Source organism: Calyptranema fuscum S582, assembly GCF_055793305.1.
Genome location: NZ_JBSLYH010000005.1, coordinates 90,037 through 113,758, shown reverse-complemented (window position 1 = coordinate 113,758; position 23,722 = coordinate 90,037). Strand labels below are relative to the sequence as shown.

Below are 23,722 nucleotides of genomic sequence, written 5' to 3'. Positions count from 1 at the left end.
CAAATTGTGCGATCGCCCTTTATTTCAATCCTGCGATCGCTTTTTGCGATCATATCTCTATGCGTTTTTAAAGAGTTTAATCGAATTAAAAATTAAATCCAAACCCTTGTGTTATCGACTGCGCAGGTAGCCCAGAGTTTCAAGATTTTAAGTTTAATTCCAACAATCTACTTCACTCATCTTGTTAATGAATTGAGAGTCAAATCATTGACTCATCACCCGATCACTACTATCCACTCAACTGGATATTGGTGATAGTTTGTATTGCTCTAAAACGAATAGTTGCGGATCTAAATAGTTACGGATCTAGATCCATCTGGATTAACCCAATTGTCGTTGAGGATCGTGGATTAAATCAGATCGGATATTGAATTATTTGTAGGGGCGAACGGTTGTTTGCCCGTAAACAAATCATCGACGTTATTTAATTCCTATTCCTACGTATGAATTTGGCTAACAGAACGAAGCATTTGCATCAACTCTTCTAAATTCTGATTCATCGTTGTTGGTGCATATACTTCGCCCTTACTCAGAGGATGTTTGAAAAGTGATCGATTGCAATTTTAGACGTCTGATGATCCCCCCTACCCCCCCTTAAAAAAGGGGGAACTAGTTCCAAAGTCCCCCTTTTTAAGGGGGATTTAGGGGGATCTGAAACAGATTGATACCCATGCTAGAGCACTTAAAATATCACGTTTCAGACATCCTTTAATACATTGCCTATCATCGCAGCGTAAAGGGTGAAGTGCTATTGAAATTCTGACTTTTAAAGGAGTGTTACTAAAGCAAAATCGATTCTAAATTGACCCGATTTATTCATCTAAAAACTCTGTAAAAGCTTTGTGGTTTAAAGATTTGGGTAGTCCTACCTCGTCATAGTTTTTGTCAGGATGAGCGCAGTCAATCCTGACAAAAATCATTGACCTGACTATCACTACCAGATTTGAACGTGTGAATGATCCATATTTTTAATCAGGAGTCGCTCCATGGTCTTAGCCAATAAACCGATGGGCAGTTCAACACTGGAACTCAGCCCCAAAGAAACCGCCTTTGTCCTTTGGTTTGAAGAGGTTGGCATTGCAGATATCGCCCTTGTGGGTGGCAAAAATGCCTCGCTGGGTGAGATGATTCGCCAACTGACTGCCAAAGGGGTAAACGTGCCCACAGGTTTTGCCACGACAGCCTATGCGTTTCGCTACTTTATGGAACGCGCCGGACTGATGGATCGATTGCGAGAGTTGTTCTCTGATTTGGATGTGGAAAACGTTCACAACTTACGAGAACGAGGCAAGCAAGCCCGCACCATGATTTTGCACACTCCGTTTCCGCCAGAGTTAGATGCTGCCATTATCAAGGCGTACACCCAACTTTGCGATCGCTATCCCGCTCAAATGACTGAGAGCGATCGCAGTCCTGGCAAAAAAACCAATGGCGATCGCCATTACAACAGCGGCGTCGATGTCGCTGTTCGGTCTAGTGCCACGGCAGAAGACTTGCCTGATGCTAGCTTTGCCGGTCAGCAAGAAACCTATCTCAATGTCTACGGCATCAAATCCGTGCTAGAAGCGTGCCATAAATGCTTCGCTTCACTGTTTACCGATCGCGCTATTTCCTACCGCACGATCAAAGGATTCGACCATTTCGACGTGGCACTCTCTGTCGGCGTCCAAAAAATGGTGCGGTCTGACCTGGCATCTTCTGGAGTCTTGTTTTCCGTGGATACCGAAACAGGGTTTCAGAATGCAGCGCTGATTACGGCTGCCTATGGTTTGGGTGAAAATGTAGTGCAAGGAGCCGTTAATCCCGATGAATATATCGTCTTCAAACCCACGTTGAAACAAGGCTTCAAACCCATTCTCGAAAAGCGCTTGGGTAGCAAAGAAGTCAAGATGGTCTATGACATTGGCGGTGGCAAGCTGACCAAAAATGTGCCGGTGAAAGTGGGCGATCGCCAACGCTATGCCCTCACCGATGACGAAATTTTGCAATTGGCTCACTGGGCTTGCCTGATCGAAGATCATTACTCGGCAGTGCATGGCACCTACACCCCTATGGATGTAGAGTGGGCAAAAGATGGGTTAACCGGCACATTATTTGTGGTTCAGGCTCGCCCGGAAACGGTGCAATCGCAGCGTTCTAGAAATGTGTTGCGCACCTATCGGTTGCAACTACCAAAGAGTCATGGAGCAGACGATCAACAACAGTCACCCTCTCCTCATGCCTCTAGCTCTTCACTTCCCCAGCTCCTCTTAACCGGACGGGCCGTGGGTGAAATGATTGGGCAGGGCAACGCCAGAATCATCAGTGATGTTGCTCGGCTAGACGAGTTTGAAGCGGGTGAGGTATTGGTGACCGATCGAACCGACCCCGACTGGGAACCGATTATGAAAAAAGCAGGTGCGATCGTGACGCGCCAGGGCGGACGCACGTGCCACGCTGCCATCATTGCCCGCGAGCTAGGCATTCCGGCGATCGTAGGTTGTGGTGATGCGATCGATCGGCTGAAAGAAGGACAAGAGATCACAGTGTCGTGCGCCGAAGGCGAAGAAGGACGCATTTATGCGGGTCTACTGCCCTTCGACATCGAAGAAATTCCCCTCGATAACTTACCTCGCACCCGCACCAAAATTTTGATGAATGTGGGCAATCCTCAAGAAGCCTTTAGTCTGGCATCTATTCCGTGTGATGGCGTCGGTCTGGCACGATTAGAATTCATCATTGCCAACCAGATCAACATCCATCCCCTGGCATTGCTCCATTTCGATCACCTCAAAGACAAAGCGGCAAAACGCAAAATTGCTCAGATTACAAACCTGTATGAGCACAAACCCGACTTCTTTGTCGATAAGCTGACCCGAGGAATAGCAATGCTGGCAGCAGCGTTCTATCCCAATCCGGTCGTGGTTCGCATGTCTGACTTCAAGAGCAACGAATATGCCAACTTACTCGGTGGCAAAGAATTTGAACCCAAGGAAGAAAACCCCATGTTGGGCTGGCGTGGTGCCTCCCGCTATTACGATCCCAAATATGTCGATGCTTATGGCTTGGAATGTGTGGCTCTGAAGCGGGTACGAGATGACATGGGCTTAACCAACGTGATTCCCATGATTCCGTTTTGCCGGACTCCGGATGAAGGACGCAAGGTTCTAGCCGAAATGGAAAAGTATGGATTGAAGCGAGGCGACAATGGCTTACAGGTCTATGTCATGTGCGAAGTACCCAGCAACGTCATTCTCGCGGATGAGTTTGCTGCTGTGTTCGATGGCTTCTCAATTGGCTCCAACGACCTGACCCAGCTGACCCTGGGGTTAGATCGCGATTCTGCTCTGATTGCTCACATTTTTGATGAACGCAACGATGCCGTCAAGCATATGGTGCGGCGGGTAATCGAACGGGCAAAAGCGACGGGGCGCAAAATTGGTATCTGCGGTCAGGCTCCCAGCGACTATCCAGAATTTGCCGAATTCCTGGTAGAACTGGGCATTGACTCGATTAGCCTGAATCCAGATACGGTATTAAAAACGATGCTGGCGATCGCCGATGTCGAAGCCAAGCTGTAAGCTCAATGGCTGTTAGCTGTTAGCTATTGGCTGTTAGCTGTTAGCTATGAGCTGTTAGCTGTTAGCTAGAATTCTTGGGACGTAAAAGCGCTGCTTTTACGTCCTTTGTCCTGAGTTCAGGATTGTTACAGAGTCAGTTTTCTAACCCTATTCGATCGCACAATAGAAATAGGGATATAGGGAAAGGCTAAAGACTAAAGGCTAAGAGCTAAAGGATAAAGGATAAAAGTTTGGGTTGAAAGCCAACTCAAATCTCGACCTCTGATACCCAACCCCCGAACCTTAATACCTGACCCTCATACCCGATCCCTAATCCCTATCCTCGTACAGCGCTTCGCACCTGAATATGTTTAGTTTCCTGTTGTGTGCCGCACTCCGCACGGCGCATAACAAGAAACCTGTGGCTTTAACTAAAAATTCAAACCTCAAGACGTTATACCAATGAGACATAAACAGCATTGGTATACGACTCGACCCTTAAAACTCCGCACTTCTGCCTGGAGGTTCTCATGTTTCACAAAATCTTGGTTGCACTGGATACGTCTGAACACAGTAAACGGATTTTTGATGAAGCTCTAGAATTAGCGAAAGCGATCAACGCCAGCTTACTGTTGCTGCATGTTCTAACGCCGTTCGACGAAGCCTATCCTTCTCCCGTTTTTCCGGGCGCTGATGGCATTTACCCCATGCTGCATCAACAAGCCATGGATAATTACGTCCGCCAGCTAGAAGCGTTTGAGCAAGAGGGCTTAAATATGCTGCGATCGCTCTCCAGCCAAGCTCTCCAGGCAGGGGTTGTCAGCGAGTTTAGTCAAAATATTGGCAATCCCGGTAAAGTCATCTGTGCTGTGGCTCGTAACTGGGATGCAGACTTAATCATCATGGGTCGGCGGGGACGCACAGGGCTGAGCGAAATCGTCCTGGGAAGTGTGAGCAATTACGTCACCCATCATGCCGCTTGCTCGGTTATGACGATTCAGGGACAACCGACTCAGGGACAACCGGCAACCTCTGACGCCACCCAACAAGCGACTGCCGCTGCCACCTTGAGTTGACAGTTACCCGACAGATCCCTGTACAGGCTTGGCAATGCCAAGCCCCTCCTGACCTTCAATCTAATTGGTATGAGAGCCGCACGGAGCGCGGCTCTCACGCAATCCCTGGTACTCGACGCCATTGAGAATTGCGAGAGATTCTGTTTAAATCGGCATCAGGTTTAAGAAAACTCTCCTTTCGTTCCTAAACACCTGCTAGAATAACTGGGTTGTTCAGGCTGATACCGTCTTTGAGTCAATCAGTAGATCTGCCAAAAGTGGATGAATTCCTGCAAGAGCTAGCAGCGATTCAGCAAACTGGATCGAAACGTATTGCTGTGCTTGGCTCTCGTCACGTACCCATAACTCACCAGCATTTAATCGAGCTGATGAGCTACGCCTTAGTGCTGTCAGGCAATCGCCTTATCACTTCCGGGGCGACGGGCGCTAACTCTGCTGCTATTAGGGGGGCAATGCGAGCCGACCCCAATCTGTTGACGGTGATTTTACCCCAAAGCTTGGGGCGTCAACCTCGTGAGTCTCGCGAACAGTTAGAGCAGGTCATGCATCTGGTCGAAAACCCTGCTAATGATCATCTCTCGCTGGCAGAGGCAAGCGCCCTCTGCAACCAGGAGATCGTCTCTCGCTGTCAACAGCTTGTTTGCTTTGCCTTCCATGATAGTCATACCCTCTTGAAAACTTGTGGGGATGCGGAAGAACAGCGCAAGCTAGTAACGCTATTTTATTTTGACTAGAAATTAGTAGACTCCAACCCCAACGCTCAAGACCATTGAGGCGCTTCAATTCGCTTTTTCAGGATGTAGCCCTCAACGTCTACTGGTGCAACCGTTCAGGCTTGTGACCCAGATTGGGATTGATGGTCATTTTTTATTTCCTGTCCAAGCGTCACGTTTAAATCTTATGGAGTCTTTGCCACAGCTGTCTGTATCGAGTACCTTGCTTTTTGCGATCGCGGCGGCAGCAGCACTGATCTATTTTCCGTTCATGGTTGTTGCGTACGGTCGGATGCAAGTTGGCTATGATACGGCTGCGCCCAGAGCGTTGTTTGACAAGTTGCCCGCCTATGCTCAAAGAGCTACATGGGCGCACCAAAACTCGTTTGAAGGGTTTTCGATGTTCGCGGCAGCGGCTTTAATGGCATACGTGACCCACGTCGATACTCCCTGGGCAGCTGTAGCGGCGATCGCCCATGTTATTGCTCGGTTCTTTTTCTCAGTGTTTTATATTTTAAATATCCCGGTTGGGCGATCGCTGATGTTTGGCATTGGTTCAGCCGGAAGCATAACTTTGTTTGCGCTAAGTTTAATCCAAGTTAGCTCTCAAAGCTAATGCCTATGAGAAATGAGCTTCGTCAACAGCAGTACGGGTGCAGCACATGAAACGTTGTGCCGGGGGCGAGGGGTAAACCCCCGCCTGGGGGCACAGCCCCCAAATCCCCACGTGGCAAACTTTGACGTTTGCACTACCGGGCAATCTATTACCTTTTTAGTGTCTTAGTGAACTATGGCTTCTACCTATTCGTTCGATATCGTTAGCGACTTCGACCGACAAGAGTTGGTTAATGCGGTAGATCAAACCGTCCGAGAAATTAAAAGTCGTTATGACTTGAAAGATACCAACACCACCCTGGAACTGGGCGAAGAGGCGATCGTGGTGAATACCAATAGCCAATTTACCCTTGAGTCGATTCATACCGTGTTGCATACCAAAGCAGCAAAACGAAACCTGTCGCTCAAGATTTTTGAATATGGCAAGGTTGAATCTGCCAGTGGCAACCGGGTACGTCAAGAAATTAAGTTAAAAAAAGGCATCAGTTCTGAAACCGCCAAAGAGATTTCTAAACTGATTCGCGACGAATTTAAGAAAGTGCAGGCATCAACTCAGGGGGATGCGGTGCGGGTTTCTGCCAAAGTCAAAGACGACTTGCAGACCGTCATCCAACGATTGAAACAGGAAGACTATCCAGTGCCACTTCAGTTTGTTAACTATCGGTAGTGCGGTTATTTAACACCTGCCGAATCTCATTTAACAGGTCTTGCATCGTCAGAGAGGTTGGTAAAACTTTGCTGGCGATCGCCTGTAATAGCGTTTTCGTAGACTGATCCATTTCATCCGTCGGTTGGGTGTTTTGACAATCCCACAACAACACAGGCGGCTTAGAACCAACGCTCAACATAGCTTGCAATGCCTCGACCAATGAAGCTTGGGGAACCGCTTGACGTAAGCAAATTAAGATAACGTCAACATTTTGGCTCCGCATCATAAACATGACATCTGCCCACGACCGGGCGGCTGAGCTATGAAATCCGGCAGTTTGAATATACTGACCAAACGCACTGAGCCATTGTTCAGATTGCTGAATATCGGTTGTGGTCAACGTCATCACCGGAGCATGGGAAGAAATCGGAACGTGCCAATCGGGTTGAATGACAGCTGAATCGATCATCAACACATGGGGCGTACAAGAGATTCCTGCCGCCAGATGCAGCACCTGTAACAGGGCTGGCGGTGAAATATCCCCTGTCTTAGCCGTCTTTTCAAGCTTTTTGTGCGTCACAATTGGCTCTAAGTAAGGAAAGACGCAGAGTTTTTTAACCTGATTAGCAGCCTGGGTAACTTGCGGCGTCAACGTCACCAGTGGCAACGACATTAAGAAAGGATAATGCTCAAATTGCTTCATAAACAAAGGCGCATTGGTCACGGCCAAATCGAGCAACATCACATCTGGCTTCCAGACGCGAGCCAATAAATCGGCTTGATCCAGGTCATCAACCTCGACTACCCGGCAATTATGAGGATGCAACAGACTGTTCAAATCCAGTTTCAAGTTATGAAACCCTGATTCCGACAGACTGGATTGCAAATTATCTCCTTCGTTGATGTAGAGATGTAAAACAGTCAGACGATTGAGAAGGCTCTTAACCTTGGTCTGATCTGGCTGACTGACTAACCGATCCAGCACATGTTCTAGCGATTTGGCTGTAATCGGCAGACTCAAAAATCCCTCTGCGCCGCAGGTATAAGCCTGGTCTTGTTCGGCGTGGGTTGCCGTAATCACAACCGGAATGTGACGCGTTTTTTCTTCAGACTTGAGTAAGAGCAACACATCCCAGCCCGACAACGAGGGCAGTAAGGGGTTAAGAAAAACGATCGTAGGTCGTAAGCGACGAATTTTTTCCAACGCTTCGGTGCCCGACCGGGCGATCGCCACCCGATAGCCAGCTTCGGTTAGTTGGTTACTCAAGTCATCCAGACTGCGAGGCACAGACTCGATCACCATGGCAAGGCGATCGCTAGAGGGGGAAAACACCCGAGAGATATCATCAACCTGATCCATCAGACCCACATCGGGCGGGCTGGGCGGCAGCAACAGGGTAAAGCGACTGCCTTCACCTTCCACCGAGGTAAAGGTAATATCGCCCCCATGCAATTGTGCCAGTCGTTGAGTTAATACCAGACCCAAGCCTGTGCCTTCAAACCGACGGGTTAGTGGATTTTCAAGTTGCTGGAACTTCTGGAAGATCAAATGTTGTTTATCTGCCGGAATACCAATTCCTGTATCCCATACCGTAAAAGCAATCCAGCCTTCCCAGGCTTCTACCTTTAGCCCGACTTTGCCCCCCACTTCAGTAAACTTAATAGAATTCGACAGTAGATTCGACAACATTTGGCGCAGGCGCAATTCATCGGCGACAATGCCATCGACACCGGGCTGAATCTCTAAACTAAATTCTTTATTAAAAATTTCTTTTGCTTCTTCGGGCTTGAAGTCGAGATTTTCTTCGGTCATCAACAGTTGCTTGGCTTGCTCGTATGCCTGATGACAAACCCGCTCCAATTTCACCAATTCTGGCAACAAATCGAGTTGCTTGGTTTCAATCCGGGTCAAATCTAGAATATTGTTGACGATCAGCGCCAAATGGCGACCACTCTGGTGAATCAGCTCTGCATATCTTGCCTGACGATCGTTCAATGGCCCCAACTGCTGGTCTTTTAACAAACTCGACAACCCTAACACCGCCGTCAGCGGAGTTTTTAGCTCATGGCTGATACAGGCTAAAAATTCATCTTTTAGACGATTCAGCTGGATCAGATCGGCATTTTTTGCGGCTAATTCCTTTGCCACTTGCTGTTGATCCGTCTGATCTTGAGCCAGGATCAACCACAATTCCTCTCGCTCCAGCAATTCCATTTGGTCAGGATTGTTTGCCTGCCAGTTTTGCGGACAAATTTCTAAAGTTGCCAGCCGAAATCTCGCTCCCGAAGCGGTGTTTGACGATTGTTCTGCCTCGCATGCTGCTGCCCAATTGGTTGCTAGCGAGTTCAACCCTAACCCCAGCGAAATCGGAACCATATGCCAAATCCGCTCTTGTCCATTTTTGGTGGGGCACACACACACACACGTCCCTGCATCCACACCCAACGTACAGGAGATGGCAGAATCTTCAAATTCTGTTGCCCCCCGATTCATAAAGTTTTGTTGACGATTCAGCCAGAGCAAGCTGTTAACAGTGGACTCTGAACTGGTTTGCGAAATCACTGCCTCGCGGGTAAGAGGATGGATCGGGCTCTCGTTCCCCCCGGATCCAACCCCTTTCTCTAATAGCTCTGCTGCCTTTTGTCTGAGAATGCTCGGATCCCGCAATTCCCCAATTTTTTGCTGCCAGGTGGCGTTTTGCATAATCACCTGCCCGCTACTGGTCTGAAGCATGGCGGGGAAGGGCAAATTTTCTACCAGTTGATTAACAAATCGCAAAATTAAGTTCAGCGCTTGAACCTGTAAAGAATTTTGCCGCGAATTGACGGGCAATGCTTTTGCGGTCAGATAGGGAGGCGTAGGAACAGAGTGGGTCGCTAAAAATTGCAGGAGCGCTATCGTATCGAGTAAGCCGACGTACTTACCAATCGGATCCACTAACGCCCACGCTTGTTCGGTAATGGTTGTGAGATAAGGTTGAAGCTCTGTAAGACTCCAGTAAGCAGGTAAAGGGGTGATGGGTTGTAACGTTAGTCTGCCAACAGATGCCTGTAGCAAGCTGGGATGGGGATGCACTTGGGGGTGGCGATCGCTTGCCATTAAATTGGCTAAAGAATTATGGCTGGTTTGCTCCGAAAAAACATAGGGCAGCAAGCTACTTAAATTAAGGATGCCAACAGGGTTACCTACCGAATTTATCACCACAAGCTGGTCGCATTTGCAAACGAAAAAGGTTTCCAGTGCGGTCATAACGCTAGTGGTAACCGCGCAGACTGGAACGTCCTTAATAAATTCCCGTAGGGAAATAATATGCATCTAATCCAGCTTTAACCCATAGAAATGCAGTAGTTCAAGTTTGACCCAACGGATGGAAACGCGGCTGGAATATCTAAAACCGTTCAGACGAAGTGCTTCTGGCGCAGTGTTCTGAGAATCGTCGATTTTATCAACCTTGACTCTTTTTGAGAGAGCGACGGCAGAGCCGTCGCTCTCTCAAAAAGAATGACGGCTCAGGTGGTCTGTGATCCTGAGGACGACAACTTCAATAAAACTCAGACATTGATGTTGTCAGCCCAACACCACCACACTTGACAAAGTAAAGCTTCGGTCTGCTTAAATCCATGATCCCTAGTATAGAAAGATCTGTGGGAGAGACGTTCCCTTCACACGATAGAAGTGCCGATATCGGGATGGGAATACTGAACGTGCTGGATATCTTGTAAAAGCAGGGTACCCAAATAGGCTTCCTGTAAGAACTGTACTTTGTTCTTATTATGGTTGTAAGGTGGGGAAAAGAGGACAATAAGAACTACAATGAAGCTTAAATATTCCTAAAGACCCGTTATATTTCTTATAGGAATCTAACTTCTTTGTCGTAGTCTACTGCTTTAAAACGTTGCGTCCTCATCTTTTTGTTTGTGCGCTATTGTCCTCCGATCACCTTGCGCAGTCCATAGGGGATTGTTTGCAGGGCGATCGTTATACGTTTTCTCACTTTAAAACACAAGATAATTTCTTCAACTTTATAGAGCAAGAAAAGGAAAAAACAGATTGTCTCATTTTTCAAAATATCCCAGACCTGGCAAATGTTCTTAGCCGCTTGCGGAACCAGGCTATTTTCTTACCCGTTGTTGTTTTAGAAACATCAGCAGAAGACAATCCAGACTATTCAGTGCCGCCACCATCGGTGCTGCTCAAATCAGAATTAGATAGTTCAATCATCCTCTATCACGGTGCGTTACTCCGGCTTTACACAACTCAATGTATTGATATTAAGCAAGGCATTGAGAAAGCAATCGATCAATTTCTCAAAATTTCTAAAGATAGCTCAGCAGCTCTGACTTCAGCGGTTAATTCCAATGCTGGGGCGGTAGACCCAAACTCACTCCGCTTGCAGCAACAGAGGCTCTCTGAAAAATTGAAAGAACGACTGGGCTATTTAGGAGTTTATTACAAACGTAACTCGGCTCTTTTTTTTCGTTACATGACTCAGCCTCAGCGTCAAGAGCTGATAGACCAGCTCAAACGCGACTATCGTAAGATAATTTTGAACTATTTTATTAATGATCCCCACCTTAACCAAAAAATTGACGATTTCGTCAATACGGCTTTCTTCGCAGACATTTCAGTCTCACAAATTGTAGAAATTCATATGGAGTTAATGGACGAGTTTTCTAAACAGCTAAAGCTAGAAGGTCGCAGTGATGAAATTCTTTTAGATTATCGGCTTACCCTAATTGATGCGATCGCCCATTTGTGTGAAATGTATCGTCGATCCATTCCCAGGGAGTCATGACAGTTTGCCCTTTAAAAACAGACTAGTCCTTTCTTCCAATTCAGCAATTATTTGGCGAATCCATGAGTTCCTTAAAGAAGACCTATATCTTAAAACTTTATGTGGCTGGGAACACTCCCAACTCAGTACGGGCGTTGAAAACGCTTAATAATATTCTGGAAAAGGAATTTCAGGGAGTTTACGCCCTTAAAGTGATTGACGTATTAAAAAATCCTCAATTGGCAGAGGAAGATAAAATTTTGGCAACCCCAACCCTGGCAAAAATTCTGCCTCCCCCTGTAAGGAAAATCATTGGTGATCTTTCTGATCGAGAAAAGGTTTTGATTGGCTTAGATCTTTTGTATGATGAACTACGCGAAGAAGAGCAATTTAACCCTTAGATACTTTCAATTAAAGGCGCTTCTGGTCATGGCTACGCATTTGCATGAGAACTCTTTGGCTTCCTATACAAATGTACAGCAAGATTCAGTAATACCTGGTTAGGCACGGGGTGTATTTGTAATTTTGTCAATAGAAGGTTTAGCAATGAATTCCATTAAAACGATAGAGTTTCTGTTTAAAGACAATGAGCAACCCCATTGAACCTATTCCCTATCTGTTGCCATCGTGTTCTTCAATACCCTATTCATCTCTCCCAAACGTCACAAAGCATAAACCTTCGGAAGACAAGGATTAAGAAATTTCGATTACATAAGGCTGTAAAAACAGTATGACTTCACAGAACCCGTCAGGACAGAAGAGCTTAGAAGGTGTTCAAAAAATCCGCACCCTAATTGAAGGGTTTGACGACATCAGTCATGGGGGGCTGCCCGTGGGTCGCACAACCCTCGTAAGTGGTACATCTGGAACAGGTAAAACCCTGGCTGCGGTTCAATTTCTTTATAATGGCATCACTTATTTTGACGAAGCAGGGGTTTTTGTTACGTTTGAGGAATCGCCTGCTGACATTATTAAAAATGCCCAGAGTTTTGGGTGGGATTTACAGAAATTTGTAGATGAAGGTAAGCTTTTCATCCTGGATGCCTCGCCCGACCCCGAAGGGCAAGAGGTGATCGGCAACTTTGATCTTTCGGCTCTGATCGAACGAATTCAATATGCCATCCGCAAATATCGCGCAAGACGAGTTTCCATCGACTCGGTAACGGCTGTTTTTCAGCAATATGATGCAGCGTCCGTAGTCAGGCGAGAAATTTTTCGTCTCGTTGCCCGACTCAAACAAGTGGGTGCAACGACCATCATGACAACTGAGCGCATTGAAGAGTACGGGCAAGTTGCCCGATTTGGGGTTGAAGAATTTGTCTCTGATAATGTCGTCATCTTCCGAAACGTGTTGGAAGGAGAACGGCGACGCCGTACGGTGGAAATTCTCAAACTTCGCGGCACCACCCATATGAAAGGAGAGTACCCCTTCACCATTACCAATCAGGGGATCAATATCTTTCCGTTGGGTGCAATGCAACTCACGCAGCGATCGTCTAATGTTCGGGTTTCGTCTGGCGTTAAGACCTTAGATGAAATGTGTGGGGGTGGCTTCTTCAAAGATTCCATCATTTTAGTGACTGGAGCAACGGGAACTGGTAAGACCTTACTCGTCAGCAAGTTCTTGCAAGATGGCTGCATTATTGGCGAGCGAGCGCTGCTATTTGCCTATGAAGAATCTCGCGCCCAACTTTCCCGAAATGCTCATTCCTGGGGAATTGATTTTGAAGACCTGGAACGCAAAGGATTACTTAAAATTATCTGTGCGTATCCAGAATCTGCCGGATTGGAAGACCATTTACAAATTATTAAGTCTGAAATTGCAGATTTCAAACCGTCACGGATTGCCATTGACTCTCTTTCTGCCCTGGCTAGAGGCGTCAGCAATAACGCTTTCCGACAGTTTGTCATCGGTGTCACAGGGTTTGCCAAACAAGAAGAAATAACAGGCTTTTTTAGCAACACGACCGATCAATTTATGGGATCTCACTCCATTACGGAGTCCCATATTTCCACTATCACGGATACGATTCTGTTGCTTCAATACGTCGAAATTCGAGGCGAAATGGCACGGGCAATTAACGTCTTTAAGATGCGCGGTTCGTGGCACGACAAAGGCATCCGAGAATATGTCATCAGTGGTCAGGGGCCCGATATTAAAGACTCTTTCCGTAACTTTGAGGGCATTATTAGTGGCTCTCCCAGTCGGATTTCGATTGACGAAAAGAGTGAGCTGTCTCGTATCATGCGAGGGGTGCAAAAAATTGGAGATGAAGAGGTCTAAATTAGGGATTACGGCTAATCTATAAAACCTGATGTGGGTGCGGCGATTCGCGCCGCACCCACATCAGGTTTTATAGCGGTGTGCAAGTTTGTTAAGTACAGAAACGGTGTTGTGGGGCGCTCCGCGCCCCACAACACCGTACTGCACCAACCCGAACAGCGCTATATAGCAACCGTCGAGACGGTTAAATAGACTGCTATGGGAGAACCACGTTCTGTGCGGCTCTCCCATAGCAGTCTGGCTTTATCAAAGCGCCAAGCGCTGTGTCTTAAAACCTCAAGCGATGCCGATAGTTATTCACCGACTCGACTAACCCAATTGCAATAAAGTTAGTCAGCAACGACGATCGCCCATAACTCAACCAGGGCAAGGGAATACCTGTAATGGGTGCTAACCCAATCGTCATACTGATATTGACCAACACCTGAAAGACGATCATCGACAGAACCCCGATCGCCAGAAGTGAACCAAAATTATCTTTGGCATTTTGCGCAATGATCACCAGACGCAGGCAAATGAGCCAGAACACGAACAAAATAACGATGCAACCGACAAACCCGAGTTCTTCGCCAATTGCCGAAAAGATAAAGTCAGTGTGTTGTTCTGGAATAAAGTTGAGCTGAGTTTGGGTGCCCTGATTGATACCTCTGCCCCAAAGCCCTCCATTGCCGATCGCAATTCTAGATTGAATTAAGTGATAGCCGCCGCCCAACGGATCGCGATCCGGATCTAAAAATAAGATCAATCGATCTTTTTGATAATCCTTAAGTAAACCCCAGAGGATGCCACCTAAGCCTCCGGAGACAAGATTGACTACTGCTGCCCCAAACGCGCCATAAAATGACCAGGGTAAGGTTCGCCACGCGATAAATACAATCAACCCTGCCCAGAAAAACCAACCTGGCAGAAACACGTTGAAGACGATCGCAGATACGACTGGAGAAATCAGTAAGATCAGCCAGCCAGGATTAGCGTTTGCCCAATAGAGCATACCTAGCGTAATCGCGCCAAACACCAAAGATGTTCCTAAGTCAGGTTGCAACATGATTAGACACCAGGGCAAAGCCGTGAGTGCCAAAATCTTGACCATGTCGAACACTGTATGGATGGTGCGCTCTTGCATGGCAGCCGCCAGGGTAATAATCACCCCGACTTTGGCAAATTCAGACGGTTGAACGTTAAAGTCACCAATCGTGACCCAACTCTGAGCGCCGTTCGCACTAGTGCCCAGAAAGATGACGACTAAAAGAGAAATATTGGTGACGGCATAGACAATCCAGCGCCACTGGAGCAAGGTCTCATACCGCGAACGGGCGATCGCCAGCGCAATAACGACGCCGACTCCACCCATCACCCAGTGCTGCCACCATTCGGTTAGTCCCTGATTTAATTCGGTACTGCGAATGGCTAAACCACCCAAGGCGGTCATGAGAATTGCCAAAAGCAAGAGGAACCAATCCATTTCTTGCCAAGGCTCTATAAACGTTTTCCAGTTGAGCCGGGTAAAAGAGCGTTGGAGCATCATAGGCGTTTGGCGTTTTGGCTGAAAGGAAATGTAGAGCTGACGAGATAAAAGTTTCAGGTTCTGAATGGGTTTATGTTTGCGAGCGCGGCGACGCCGCACTCGCAAACATAAAATAGGCTTTATTTAATTCATGATCCTTAGCAACCTTCTTCTACCCTATTTGCCCTATGACAGGGCAATAACGGAAACTCTTGCTGCAATTTTTTGGGCGATCGCCGTTAAGGCTTGGGCAGAGGCAGACTCAGGAGCATCGATCACAATCGGAATACCGCGATCGCCACCTTGACGCAGAGGAATTTCTAGAGGGATACAACCCAGTAAGGGAATGCCCAACTCTTCAGATGTTTTTTCGCCCCCTTTAGAACCAAAAATGTCGTAGGACTTATCGGGCATGTCGGGTGGAATGAAATAGCTCATATTTTCGACGATCCCCAACACGGGCACCCCCATTTGCTGGAACATTTTTAAGCCCCGGCGAGAATCGAGCAACGCCACCGTTTGAGGAGTCGTGACAATGACGGCACCTGCCATCGGCACCGCCTGCGCCAGGGTTAATTGAGCGTCTCCAGTCCCAGGTGGCATATCTACGATGAGATAGTCTAAATCGCCCCACTGCACCTGATAGAGAAATTGGCGAATGATGCCATTGAGCATGGGTCCCCGCCAAACCACTGGCTGATCGGGATCAATTAAGAACCCCATTGACACCAACTTGACCCCGTAATTGAATGCCGGTTCCAACACTTCGCCTGTTGCGCCTTGCTGCACCATAACTTTGGCATCGGCTAACCCCAGCATAGTGGGCGTATTGGGACCGTAAATATCGGCATCGATCAGCCCGACTTTGGCACCCGCTTGAGCCAGAGCAACAGCGACATTCACAGCAACCGTACTCTTACCCACGCCACCTTTGCCACTGGAAATCGCCAAAATATTTTTGACGCCATCAATCCCCTGCCGATCGGGCAATGCTTTTTGTTGAGGCGTTTCGGCGGTGACTTCGACCGCAATATCTTCCACTCCGGGAAGGGTTTTGATGGCTTGCTTACAGTCTTCAACGATAAATTCGCGTAGTGGGCAAGCCGGGGTTGTCAGCACCAGCGTAAAACTGACGTTACCCCCTTCGATTTTGACATTGCGAATCATGTTCAGTTCTACCAGACTCTTCCGCAGTTCTGGGTCTTGCACAGGGCGCAGAACTTCCAAGATCGAACTGGCATCAAGAACTTTGGACATTGTGTTTTCCACCCTAGCTCCAACAGTCGGGATCACGAAACAAATGAATTACAGTCTATCTTCGTAACGGATTATGTTACGTTGCTTGTCTAATCTTAACTGTTTGCAACGCTGAGTTCGTGGGATCAAGACTGTCGTTCTGCCCAACGAGTTTGGATATCTGGAATCGAAAATATCGATTGAAAGTCTAGCCCTTGCTGCTGATAGAGTTCGGCTCCACCCTGCTGGCGATCGACCAACGCAATAATGTGGTTGACTTGATATCCAGCATTTTGCAACCGTTCGACCGCCTTGAGGGCAGATTGTCCGGTGGTGACCACATCTTCTAAAACAACCACCGAGCTACCTGCGGGTAAGGTAGGGCCTTCGATATAGGCTTGGGTGCCATGGCCTTTGGCTTCTTTACGGACAATCAATGCTACCAGCGATCGCCCTTCATATGCCCCTACAACACTGGTTGCAGTCACTAAGGGATCGGCTCCCAGAGTCAGCCCTGCAACCGCAACCGCATCTGGGGGAACCATCGACAGCAAGAGCCGACCCACTGCCAACGCCCCTTGAGGATGCAGGGTCACAAGTTTGCCGTTGATGTAATAACGACTGCGTTGCCCCGAAGACAAAACAAAATCACCCTCTTTGTATGCCACTTCACAGAATAGATCTAGTAAATATTGACGAACCGAAGGCAAGTCAGCCGTATCAAGCTGAAAGGGAGTCTGGGGTAATGGGGGTTGAACCATGCGAAGAATTTCCTTAAGTTTCTCTCAGGGATGCTGCTGTGAATCTATCCCACAACCATATAACGCTGTGCGTTGGGATAACAGGGGTTGAGAGCACGCCGCGCGATACTCTTTCAACGCACTTTACGCCATTGAACGTTGTGATGTATGGTTCGGTGCAAAGGCTTAACTCCATAACCGGGGCGTTATGCCCCTGAACAGGGCTACATGTCTCGTGCACTTCTCAGGCATTCTTTAAAAAACGCCAGATTTTAGACAGTATCGAAGTATATATAGTAAAGTCAAGGCTATACAAATTCGGCATTAAAAGGATTTGACAGATAAAGCGATCGCCCTTTGTTGATCTAAGGATCGTGGATTTCATAAAACCGAAGATTTATTTTTGGAAGCGCCGCTCCGCCGCGCTTCCAAAAATAAGCGTCCGGGTTTTACTTAATTTGTGATCCTTAGACCACAGTAAGCGGACGATTTTTCTTATAGTTGTAATTAACAATCCAGGGTGCAGGGGTCGAACCTGCCTATCGCGAATTATGAGTTCGCTGCCTCATCCGCTCGGCCAACCCTGGCTAAACTAAGTTTTTATTGTATCCTGAGCAGATAGAAAATGGGAAAGAGGGTTTCCCGTTGCCATCCGCTTTTCTGCTTACCCCTTTCCTCCGCCCTTCACGCCTGATCTCTAAAATTTTTATGAATCCAACGTTTATACTGACTCTGATTTTGTTGTCTCTGATGATTGGTGCGGGCTTTTTGAGTGGTTCTGTTGGCTATTCATTGGGAAGGGAAGCCCTGAAAGGAATTACTCAACCAGACACCCGTCCTGGGAATGCGTTGGTTGGGTCTGACTCCAGCCAGCCGCGCCATGAAACCGTTACCTTTCTCAAAGAAGATCGGATTCTGGAGGATGTCAAAAGTCGCATTAACGGAACAGAGCGACCAGATGCACCTGCGGCAGACGCAACACAGACCAAAGCCCTAGCGGTCAACGAACAGCCCGATGCCCAGGCGAGTAGCCCTGCCGATGATCGTTCCTTTGTTACCTACAACTCTCCCGATTCTGCCGTCGCAGACCTGCCGATTAGCAACCAAGATGATGGAGTTGTCTTTCAAATTCTGGCTGTTCATCCCGAAGAAGACACGCTGGTGCTGGATGTCAGTCTGCAAAATCAGGGATCAAACTCCTACCGATTTCTTTATAGTTTTATGAATATTACCGATAATTTAGGGCGCACATTTAACGGCAGCATTGAAGGATTGCCGGGGGAATTATCCAGCAATGGTGAAACGTATTATGGTACGGTCAGTATTCCGATCGCGTTGCTGGATGGTTCCGAAAGCCTATCTTTGACATTGACAGATTATCCTGATCAGCAGATTGAAATAAAAATGTCAGATATTCCCGTAGGAAGGTAGTCGCCTAGCAGTATCATTGGCTCTTGCTGGCATTCATCAACTTTTTACTGTGGTCTGTCTTACTTTTTTCCACGGATGAACCCCCTTGCCCTTAATTTATTGGCAGTTGACTCCACTCAATTATTGACTGGGTCAGATATTGTGTTGCGACTGCTATCAGTATTTTTGTTGATCGCGATTAACGCTTTTTTTGTAACGACCGAGTTTTCCATCGTTTCAGTCAGGCGATCGCGCATTAACCAACTGGCATCTGCCGGAGATATTCAAGCTCAGACCGTTCAAGATTTACACCAGAGCATCGATCGCCTGCTTTCTACCACGCAGCTGGGCATTACCCTTTCGAGTCTGGCACTGGGTTGGATTGGTGAAGGCACTATGGCACTGGTTTTATCCACCTGGGTCGATGGCCTTCCCCTACCCCCTCAGACAACCTATGCCTTATCGCATTCTATTGCCATTCCGGGTGCGTTCATCTTAATTGCGTATCTTCAGATTGTATTGGGTGAGTTGTGTCCTAAATCGGTTGCGATGTTGTACCCAGAACAGCTAGCCCGATTTTTAGGTGCCCCTAGTTTGGCGATCGCCCGTTTCTTCAAGCCCTTTATCTGGACGCTAAACCAATCTACCCGACTGCTCTTACGTCTGGTGGGCATTCAATATACCGGGCAGGGTTGGTACAACCGATTGACCACCGAAGAACTTCAGCTGATTATCAGCACCTCTACCGAATCTCCAGGTCTGCAAGCCGAAGAACGAGAAATTCTCAGCAATGTTTTAGAATTTGCCGATGTCTCTACCCGCGAAGTGATGGTGCCCCGTACCAGTGTCGTCGCCATTTCCAAAGATGCCACATTCCAAGAGTTTCTTCAGGAAGTATCCATATCTGGGCATTCCCGCTACCCGGTGATTGGAGAATCGTTGGATGACATTCAGGGCATCATCTACTTCAAAGAGCTGGCAGAGCCGATGTTTGAGGGCATTCTGACGCCCGCCAGTTCAATTCAAGCATGGGTTCGACCGGCTCAATTTATTCCTGAAAATCTACCCCTCAATCGCCTCCTGCAACAAATGCAACGCACAGGACAGGCAATGGCAGTGGTGATCGATGAATTTGGGGGCACTGCCGGATTAGTCACCCTAGAAGACCTGGTTGCCGAAATTATTGGCGAGTCGCACGAACCCGAAGATGAAGAAGAAGCCACCGTTCAAATTTTAGACGAACGCACTTTCCTGGTGCAGGCACAAAGCGATCTAGAAGAGGTGAACGAGCTACTCAGCGTAGATTTACCCCTGTCCGAAGACTACCAAACCCTGGGTGGTTTTTTAATTTACCAAATGCAGAAAATCCCTACTCCTGGCGAGCAACTTCAATACAACCATTACGAACTCACCGTCGTTTCTGCCGAAGGACCCCGCTTACACCAAATCAAAATTCATCGGTTAGACCCACTGTCCGTCAATGATGATTTTGATGAACTGATTTCTAATTCCATCGAATCTAGCCGCTTGGACTTGGAAACAGAAGAAGCGAAAGCAGCAGAAGAACTAGAGGATGGCATGAGCAAAGATGAAAACAGCTAATAGCTAATAGCTAACAGCTAACAGCTAACAGCTAACAGCTAATAGCTAATATATTTCAACCTTAAAGTTAAAAACGTTCTACGGTTCTATGAGTTATTGGTTAATGAAATCGGAGCCAGATGTTTATGGGATTGCTGACCTGGCGCGGGATAAAGAAACAATTTGGGATGGGGTGCGCAATTATCAAGCGCGAAATTTTTTGCGATCGATGCAACCTGAAGATCTCGTATTTTTCTACCATTCCAATACTGTGCCTCCGGGAATTGTTGGGCTGATGCGGGTGGTTAAATCGGGGCTGGATGACCCTAGCCAATTTGATCCCAAAAGCAAGTATTACGATGCTAAATCGCCTACCGATAATCCGCGTTGGCAAACTGTGATGGTGGATTTTTTTGAACAATTTCCCGCTATCATTACCCTTGATGCTTTGCGACAAACATTTGCACCCGAAGAATTATTAGTAGTGCGTCAGGGCAATCGACTTTCGGTCATGCCTGTTCCTGAAAACGTAGCAACCAAAATCTTGCATATGGCACGTTAAATCTGTGAATTCTGTCAAGGTCAGTGTCATTATCCCTACCTATAACTGCGATCGCTTTTTACCCCAGGCGATCGCCAGTGTATTGAGCCAAACGTATCCCTACTGGGAACTGATCATTGTGGATGATGGCTCTACTGACCGGACGCAGCACCTGGTAGAGCACTATCAAGTCGAGCAGAACAGAGGCGATCGCATTCGCTACATTTATCAATCTAATCAGGGGGTATCAGCGGCGCGTAATTGCGGCATGGGTGCAGCCAGGGGGAAATGGATTGCGTTTCTCGATGCGGATGATTTTTTCTTGCCTGATAAGTTAGCCGCTCAGGTAGCAGTTTTTGAAGCTCAGCCCCAGTTGGGACTGGTTCATAGCGGTTGGTGTAGAGTGGATGAACAGGGACAGGAGTTGATGGACGTAGAACCCTGGCACCAGATCCCCATCCTGAATCTAGAAAACTGGTTACGCTGGAAACCGATCTTGCCCAGTGCCATGATGTTTCGGCGCGCTTGGCTAGAGCGATCGGGAGGCTTCGATCTGCGCTTTCCGCCAGCAGAAGATACGGAGTTGGTCTTGCGATTGGCATTAATGGGATGTGAGGCAGACTGGCTACGTCAGGTAACGGTGGGCTATCGCCAGCATCCCGACAGTGCTATGCATAAAGGCTTACCTCAGGCGCGATCGCTGGCTGCCGTCCTCGATCACTTTTTTGCGCAACCTCACTTACCCGAACCTATTCGCTGGTTAGAGCCATCGACCCGCTATCATACCCTGGTTTGGATTGCCTGGTATTTGTACCACACAGGGCATGTCAATGAAATGGCAGAGTCTCTTACGCGATCGCTGACTTACACACCCTATTCCCCCATTGAAACAGTTGTGCATTGGGCAGATAGTTTCACTGAGTTTTCAAAAAATTGGGGACATGAACTAGATGCAGAGGCTTTGGGGCGATCGCCTCAATGGCAAGCCCTGATGCAAATGTTATAGAAATTTTCAATGGCGTGAAGTACGAGGTGTTGCGTGAGAGCCACGCGGAGCGTGGCTCTCACACAACACCTGTAATCTATCCAGGTGCGAAGCGCTATAAGAATTAATCAGGCAGTTGCATCTGGTTAAGATTGCGGCGGGTAGCGTTAAACAACAGCAGTCCTAACACGATCAGCATCAGCATATGTATCCAAATCCCTGTCCAACCCGTTCCTCGAACGAAGGCATCCCGAACGATGACAATGTAATAGCGTGCGGGTACGATATTGGACACCAGGGAGAGCGGAAACGGAATATTGCTCAGAGGATAGATAAATCCCGATAACAGCAATGCTGTTAAAAAGCCGACAGTTGCTACCCCTTGAACGGCTGCACTCTGGTTACTGGCTTTGGTACCCAACATTAAACCAAACATGACGGCAGCTCCGACATAGATCGGTGTACCTATTACCAGAGGAGTCGGATCACCTGCTAAACGTAAGCCGAAGACGATCGCACTAATTATAAAAATGGCGATCGCTTCGCTCAACCCAATCAGCAGATATGCCAATGCTTTGCCTAAAATTAGCTCGACTGCGCTCATGCTAGAGGCGTAAACTTGCACCAGGGTTCCCTGCTCCTTTTCCCGAACCATGGCGATCGCGGCTAGTAGTGAAGGATAAATCCACAAAATCACCGCACAGGTACCGGGAACTATATAGAGCGATTCTTTGCGTCCGGGATTAAACCAAATGCGGGTGCGAGTGGTGACTAATTGGGGCGTGGACTGTAGCTCAGAATTTCTTAAAAAAAATCGGGTGGTTGCCTGAATACTATTTTGAATGACACGCGCATTGTTGACATCTGACCCATCAATCACAACTTGAACCGGACTCGATTCTCCGGATTTGATCAAGCGAGAAAAATCGGGTGGAATAATTACCGCAGCTTTAGCTAAGGCTGGATCGATCGCATCTTTGACGGGATCATCTCCTGACCAGCTCACTGGATCAAACTGGTTGGTTGCAAATAACCGCTCAATATAGCTACGGCTCAGGGCACTATTATCAAAATCTTGGACGATGATTGGAATATTCTTGGCTTCTAATCGAATCGCAAATCCAAAAATAATCAGAGTTAAGAAGGGTAGTAAGAATGCCAGCGCAACCGTCAGACGATCGCGACTAAATTGAGAGAGTTCTTTAACACTTTGAGACAAAATCCGCTTCATTATCCTCTTCTATCACCTTAAGGATCACAAATTAATTAAAACCCGGACGTTTATTGTTGGAAGCGTGGCTCCGCCGCGCTTTCAACAATAAATCTTTGGCTTTATTAAATCCACAATCCTAAGCAGAGGATTGAAAGGCATTGTTTAATCCAGCTGTGAAATTTGGTGTGATACCAATTTAATTAGCGATCGCACCAGATACCACAGGGGCGCATCACCATGCGCCCTTACAGAAGCTTGATGTGCCGTGCAGTCTGTTTAATCGGTACGAGTGCCGCGCTCCGCGCGGCACTCACGCGGTATTTGACGGGAAGGCAAGGCTTTCCCGTCAAATCTCGTTAATCTATAAATTTGGTCAGCTGCCATTGTGATGGGTGTAGCGCAAAAATCGGCAGCTTTTGTCCGCTTACTCAACCGAAACGGCATTAACATCCACGGTCTCAGCACTCGCTGTCGTAGTATTGCTTGCCCCAGTGGCTTGGGTTGTCTGACGATCTTTACCGGCTTTAATGCGATCGCCTAACACCTGGGCAACCTCGGCGACCAGCAGTGACAACAAGACTGCATCATCGATCTGACCGATAAAGGGAATAAAATCGGGTGCAATATCAATCGGGCTAATCAAGTAAACCAGGGTACCGAGAATAATCCACCAGCGGTATTTAGGATTGGCAATCAAGCTACGGTACCAGTTATAGAGCGCTTGCACCGGAGAGTTCATGGGCGTGTCCTAGCAAATTACATTTCTAATCATGACAAATCTAAGGGCTAGCTTGAATGTCTCTTAGGTGTGGATATTCGCAATCGTAGAGGTGTAGAAACTCCCACCTGTTGCCTACTGGA

Annotated in this window: 18 protein-coding genes and 1 tRNA gene; 12 read left to right on the top strand and 7 right to left on the bottom strand. The window is 47.5% G+C overall.

Translation table 11 applies throughout. The annotated features are described in order from the left end of the window. Positions 1 to 986 precede the first annotated feature (986 nt). From ppsA to ACR6Z4_RS05455, 5 genes are all read left to right on the top strand, one after another. On the top strand, positions 987 to 3,560 hold the full coding sequence (gene ppsA / locus ACR6Z4_RS05475) for a phosphoenolpyruvate synthase (protein WP_479716223.1): 2,574 nt from the start codon (positions 987 to 989) through the stop codon (positions 3,558 to 3,560). A 509-nt stretch (positions 3,561 to 4,069) separates the two neighbouring features. Then, positions 4,070 to 4,615 (top strand): universal stress protein, encoded by a 546-nt coding sequence (locus ACR6Z4_RS05470; protein WP_479716222.1) that lies wholly within the window; start codon positions 4,070 to 4,072, stop codon positions 4,613 to 4,615. A gap of 230 nt (positions 4,616 to 4,845) precedes the next feature. Then, positions 4,846 to 5,349: a DNA recombination-mediator protein A gene (locus ACR6Z4_RS05465; RefSeq protein ID WP_479716221.1), complete on the top strand. Its 504-nt coding sequence runs from the start codon at positions 4,846 to 4,848 to the stop codon at positions 5,347 to 5,349. A gap of 166 nt (positions 5,350 to 5,515) precedes the next feature. Continuing rightward, positions 5,516 to 5,944 (top strand): MAPEG family protein, encoded by a 429-nt coding sequence (locus tag ACR6Z4_RS05460; RefSeq protein WP_479716220.1) that lies wholly within the window; start codon positions 5,516 to 5,518, stop codon positions 5,942 to 5,944. Positions 5,945 to 6,118: 174 nt separating this feature from the next. Beyond that, positions 6,119 to 6,610 carry a YajQ family cyclic di-GMP-binding protein gene (locus ACR6Z4_RS05455; RefSeq protein WP_479716219.1) on the top strand — a complete coding sequence of 164 codons (492 nt, stop codon included), beginning with the start codon at positions 6,119 to 6,121 and terminating at the stop codon, positions 6,608 to 6,610. On the opposite strand, the gene ACR6Z4_RS05450 is transcribed toward ACR6Z4_RS05455, so the two are convergent. Further along, the gene (locus tag ACR6Z4_RS05450) at positions 6,597 to 9,908 is read right to left on the bottom strand and encodes an ATP-binding protein (RefSeq protein WP_479716218.1); all 3,312 of its coding nucleotides are present in this window, start codon (positions 9,906 to 9,908) and stop codon (positions 6,597 to 6,599) included. The two genes, ACR6Z4_RS05455 and ACR6Z4_RS05450, sit on opposite strands and share 14 nt — an antisense overlap. A gap of 580 nt (positions 9,909 to 10,488) precedes the next feature. On the opposite strand from ACR6Z4_RS05450, the gene ACR6Z4_RS05445 reads away from it, so the two are divergent. The 3 genes from ACR6Z4_RS05445 to kaiC all read left to right on the top strand — a co-directional run bounded on the left by ACR6Z4_RS05445 (position 10,489) and on the right by kaiC (position 13,651). After that, entirely contained in the window at positions 10,489 to 11,388 is a 900-nt protein-coding gene (locus ACR6Z4_RS05445; RefSeq protein WP_479716217.1) for a circadian clock protein KaiA, read from the top strand. 62 nt (positions 11,389 to 11,450) lie between these two features. Beyond that, on the top strand, positions 11,451 to 11,768 hold the full coding sequence (gene kaiB, locus ACR6Z4_RS05440) for a circadian clock protein KaiB (protein ID WP_479716216.1): 318 nt from the start codon (positions 11,451 to 11,453) through the stop codon (positions 11,766 to 11,768). A 329-nt stretch (positions 11,769 to 12,097) separates the two neighbouring features. After that, positions 12,098 to 13,651 carry a circadian clock protein KaiC gene (gene kaiC / locus ACR6Z4_RS05435; protein ID WP_479716215.1) on the top strand — a complete coding sequence of 518 codons (1,554 nt, stop codon included), beginning with the start codon at positions 12,098 to 12,100 and terminating at the stop codon, positions 13,649 to 13,651. A 268-nt stretch (positions 13,652 to 13,919) separates the two neighbouring features. Here the strand turns inward: kaiC and rodA are convergent, their stop codons facing one another. The 4 genes from rodA to ACR6Z4_RS05415 form a co-directional block, all read right to left on the bottom strand. Next, the gene (gene rodA, locus ACR6Z4_RS05430) at positions 13,920 to 15,173 is read right to left on the bottom strand and encodes a rod shape-determining protein RodA (protein WP_479716285.1); all 1,254 of its coding nucleotides are present in this window, start codon (positions 15,171 to 15,173) and stop codon (positions 13,920 to 13,922) included. 168 nt (positions 15,174 to 15,341) lie between these two features. After that, positions 15,342 to 16,412, bottom strand: a complete 1,071-nt coding sequence (locus ACR6Z4_RS05425; protein ID WP_479716214.1) for an Mrp/NBP35 family ATP-binding protein — start codon at positions 16,410 to 16,412, stop codon at positions 15,342 to 15,344. A 125-nt stretch (positions 16,413 to 16,537) separates the two neighbouring features. Next, complete coding sequence (gene pyrE / locus ACR6Z4_RS05420; protein WP_479716213.1) at positions 16,538 to 17,152, bottom strand: orotate phosphoribosyltransferase; 615 nt, start codon at positions 17,150 to 17,152, stop codon at positions 16,538 to 16,540. Positions 17,153 to 17,645: 493 nt separating this feature from the next. Continuing rightward, a tRNA-Ile gene (locus tag ACR6Z4_RS05415) sits at positions 17,646 to 17,718 on the bottom strand. Positions 17,719 to 17,839: 121 nt separating this feature from the next. Here ACR6Z4_RS05415 and ACR6Z4_RS05410 point away from each other — a divergent pair. The 4 genes from ACR6Z4_RS05410 (at position 17,840) to ACR6Z4_RS05395 (ending at position 21,669) form a co-directional block, all read left to right on the top strand. Further along, positions 17,840 to 18,562, top strand: coding sequence for a hypothetical protein (locus ACR6Z4_RS05410; RefSeq protein ID WP_479716212.1), 723 nt, complete (start codon positions 17,840 to 17,842; stop codon positions 18,560 to 18,562). A 75-nt stretch (positions 18,563 to 18,637) separates the two neighbouring features. Beyond that, positions 18,638 to 20,143, top strand: a complete 1,506-nt coding sequence (locus tag ACR6Z4_RS05405; RefSeq protein WP_479716211.1) for a hemolysin family protein — start codon at positions 18,638 to 18,640, stop codon at positions 20,141 to 20,143. Between the two features lie 88 nt (positions 20,144 to 20,231). Further along, positions 20,232 to 20,684, top strand: a complete 453-nt coding sequence (locus tag ACR6Z4_RS05400; protein ID WP_479716210.1) for an EVE domain-containing protein — start codon at positions 20,232 to 20,234, stop codon at positions 20,682 to 20,684. Positions 20,685 to 20,688: 4 nt separating this feature from the next. Next, complete coding sequence (locus ACR6Z4_RS05395) at positions 20,689 to 21,669, top strand: glycosyltransferase (protein WP_479716209.1); 981 nt, start codon at positions 20,689 to 20,691, stop codon at positions 21,667 to 21,669. A 103-nt stretch (positions 21,670 to 21,772) separates the two neighbouring features. Here the strand turns inward: ACR6Z4_RS05395 and ACR6Z4_RS05390 are convergent, their stop codons facing one another. Further along, positions 21,773 to 22,879 (bottom strand): ABC transporter permease, encoded by a 1,107-nt coding sequence (locus ACR6Z4_RS05390; protein ID WP_479716208.1) that lies wholly within the window; start codon positions 22,877 to 22,879, stop codon positions 21,773 to 21,775. Between the two features lie 406 nt (positions 22,880 to 23,285). Then, positions 23,286 to 23,600 carry a YkvA family protein gene (locus tag ACR6Z4_RS05385; protein WP_479716207.1) on the bottom strand — a complete coding sequence of 105 codons (315 nt, stop codon included), beginning with the start codon at positions 23,598 to 23,600 and terminating at the stop codon, positions 23,286 to 23,288. Positions 23,601 to 23,722 lie beyond the last annotated feature (122 nt).

What these genes read in the sequence shown, in the direction of transcription:
- ppsA (WP_479716223.1), top strand. Translation starts at nt 987, where the DNA reads ATGGTCTTAGCCAATAAACCGATGGGCAGTTCAACACTGGAACTCAGC.
- ACR6Z4_RS05470 (WP_479716222.1), top strand. Translation starts at nt 4,070, where the DNA reads ATGTTTCACAAAATCTTGGTTGCACTGGATACGTCTGAACACAGTAAA.
- ACR6Z4_RS05460 (WP_479716220.1), top strand. Translation starts at nt 5,516, where the DNA reads ATGGAGTCTTTGCCACAGCTGTCTGTATCGAGTACCTTGCTTTTTGCG.
- ACR6Z4_RS05455 (WP_479716219.1), top strand. Translation starts at nt 6,119, where the DNA reads ATGGCTTCTACCTATTCGTTCGATATCGTTAGCGACTTCGACCGACAA.
- ACR6Z4_RS05450 (WP_479716218.1), bottom strand. Translation starts at nt 9,908, where the DNA reads ATGCATATTATTTCCCTACGGGAATTTATTAAGGACGTTCCAGTCTGC.
- kaiB (WP_479716216.1), top strand. Translation starts at nt 11,451, where the DNA reads ATGAGTTCCTTAAAGAAGACCTATATCTTAAAACTTTATGTGGCTGGG.
- kaiC (WP_479716215.1), top strand. Translation starts at nt 12,098, where the DNA reads ATGACTTCACAGAACCCGTCAGGACAGAAGAGCTTAGAAGGTGTTCAA.
- rodA (WP_479716285.1), bottom strand. Translation starts at nt 15,173, where the DNA reads ATGCTCCAACGCTCTTTTACCCGGCTCAACTGGAAAACGTTTATAGAG.
- ACR6Z4_RS05425 (WP_479716214.1), bottom strand. Translation starts at nt 16,412, where the DNA reads ATGTCCAAAGTTCTTGATGCCAGTTCGATCTTGGAAGTTCTGCGCCCT.
- pyrE (WP_479716213.1), bottom strand. Translation starts at nt 17,152, where the DNA reads ATGGTTCAACCCCCATTACCCCAGACTCCCTTTCAGCTTGATACGGCT.
- ACR6Z4_RS05410 (WP_479716212.1), top strand. Translation starts at nt 17,840, where the DNA reads ATGAATCCAACGTTTATACTGACTCTGATTTTGTTGTCTCTGATGATT.
- ACR6Z4_RS05405 (WP_479716211.1), top strand. Translation starts at nt 18,638, where the DNA reads ATGAACCCCCTTGCCCTTAATTTATTGGCAGTTGACTCCACTCAATTA.
- ACR6Z4_RS05400 (WP_479716210.1), top strand. Translation starts at nt 20,232, where the DNA reads ATGAGTTATTGGTTAATGAAATCGGAGCCAGATGTTTATGGGATTGCT.
- ACR6Z4_RS05390 (WP_479716208.1), bottom strand. Translation starts at nt 22,879, where the DNA reads ATGAAGCGGATTTTGTCTCAAAGTGTTAAAGAACTCTCTCAATTTAGT.
- ACR6Z4_RS05385 (WP_479716207.1), bottom strand. Translation starts at nt 23,600, where the DNA reads ATGAACTCTCCGGTGCAAGCGCTCTATAACTGGTACCGTAGCTTGATT.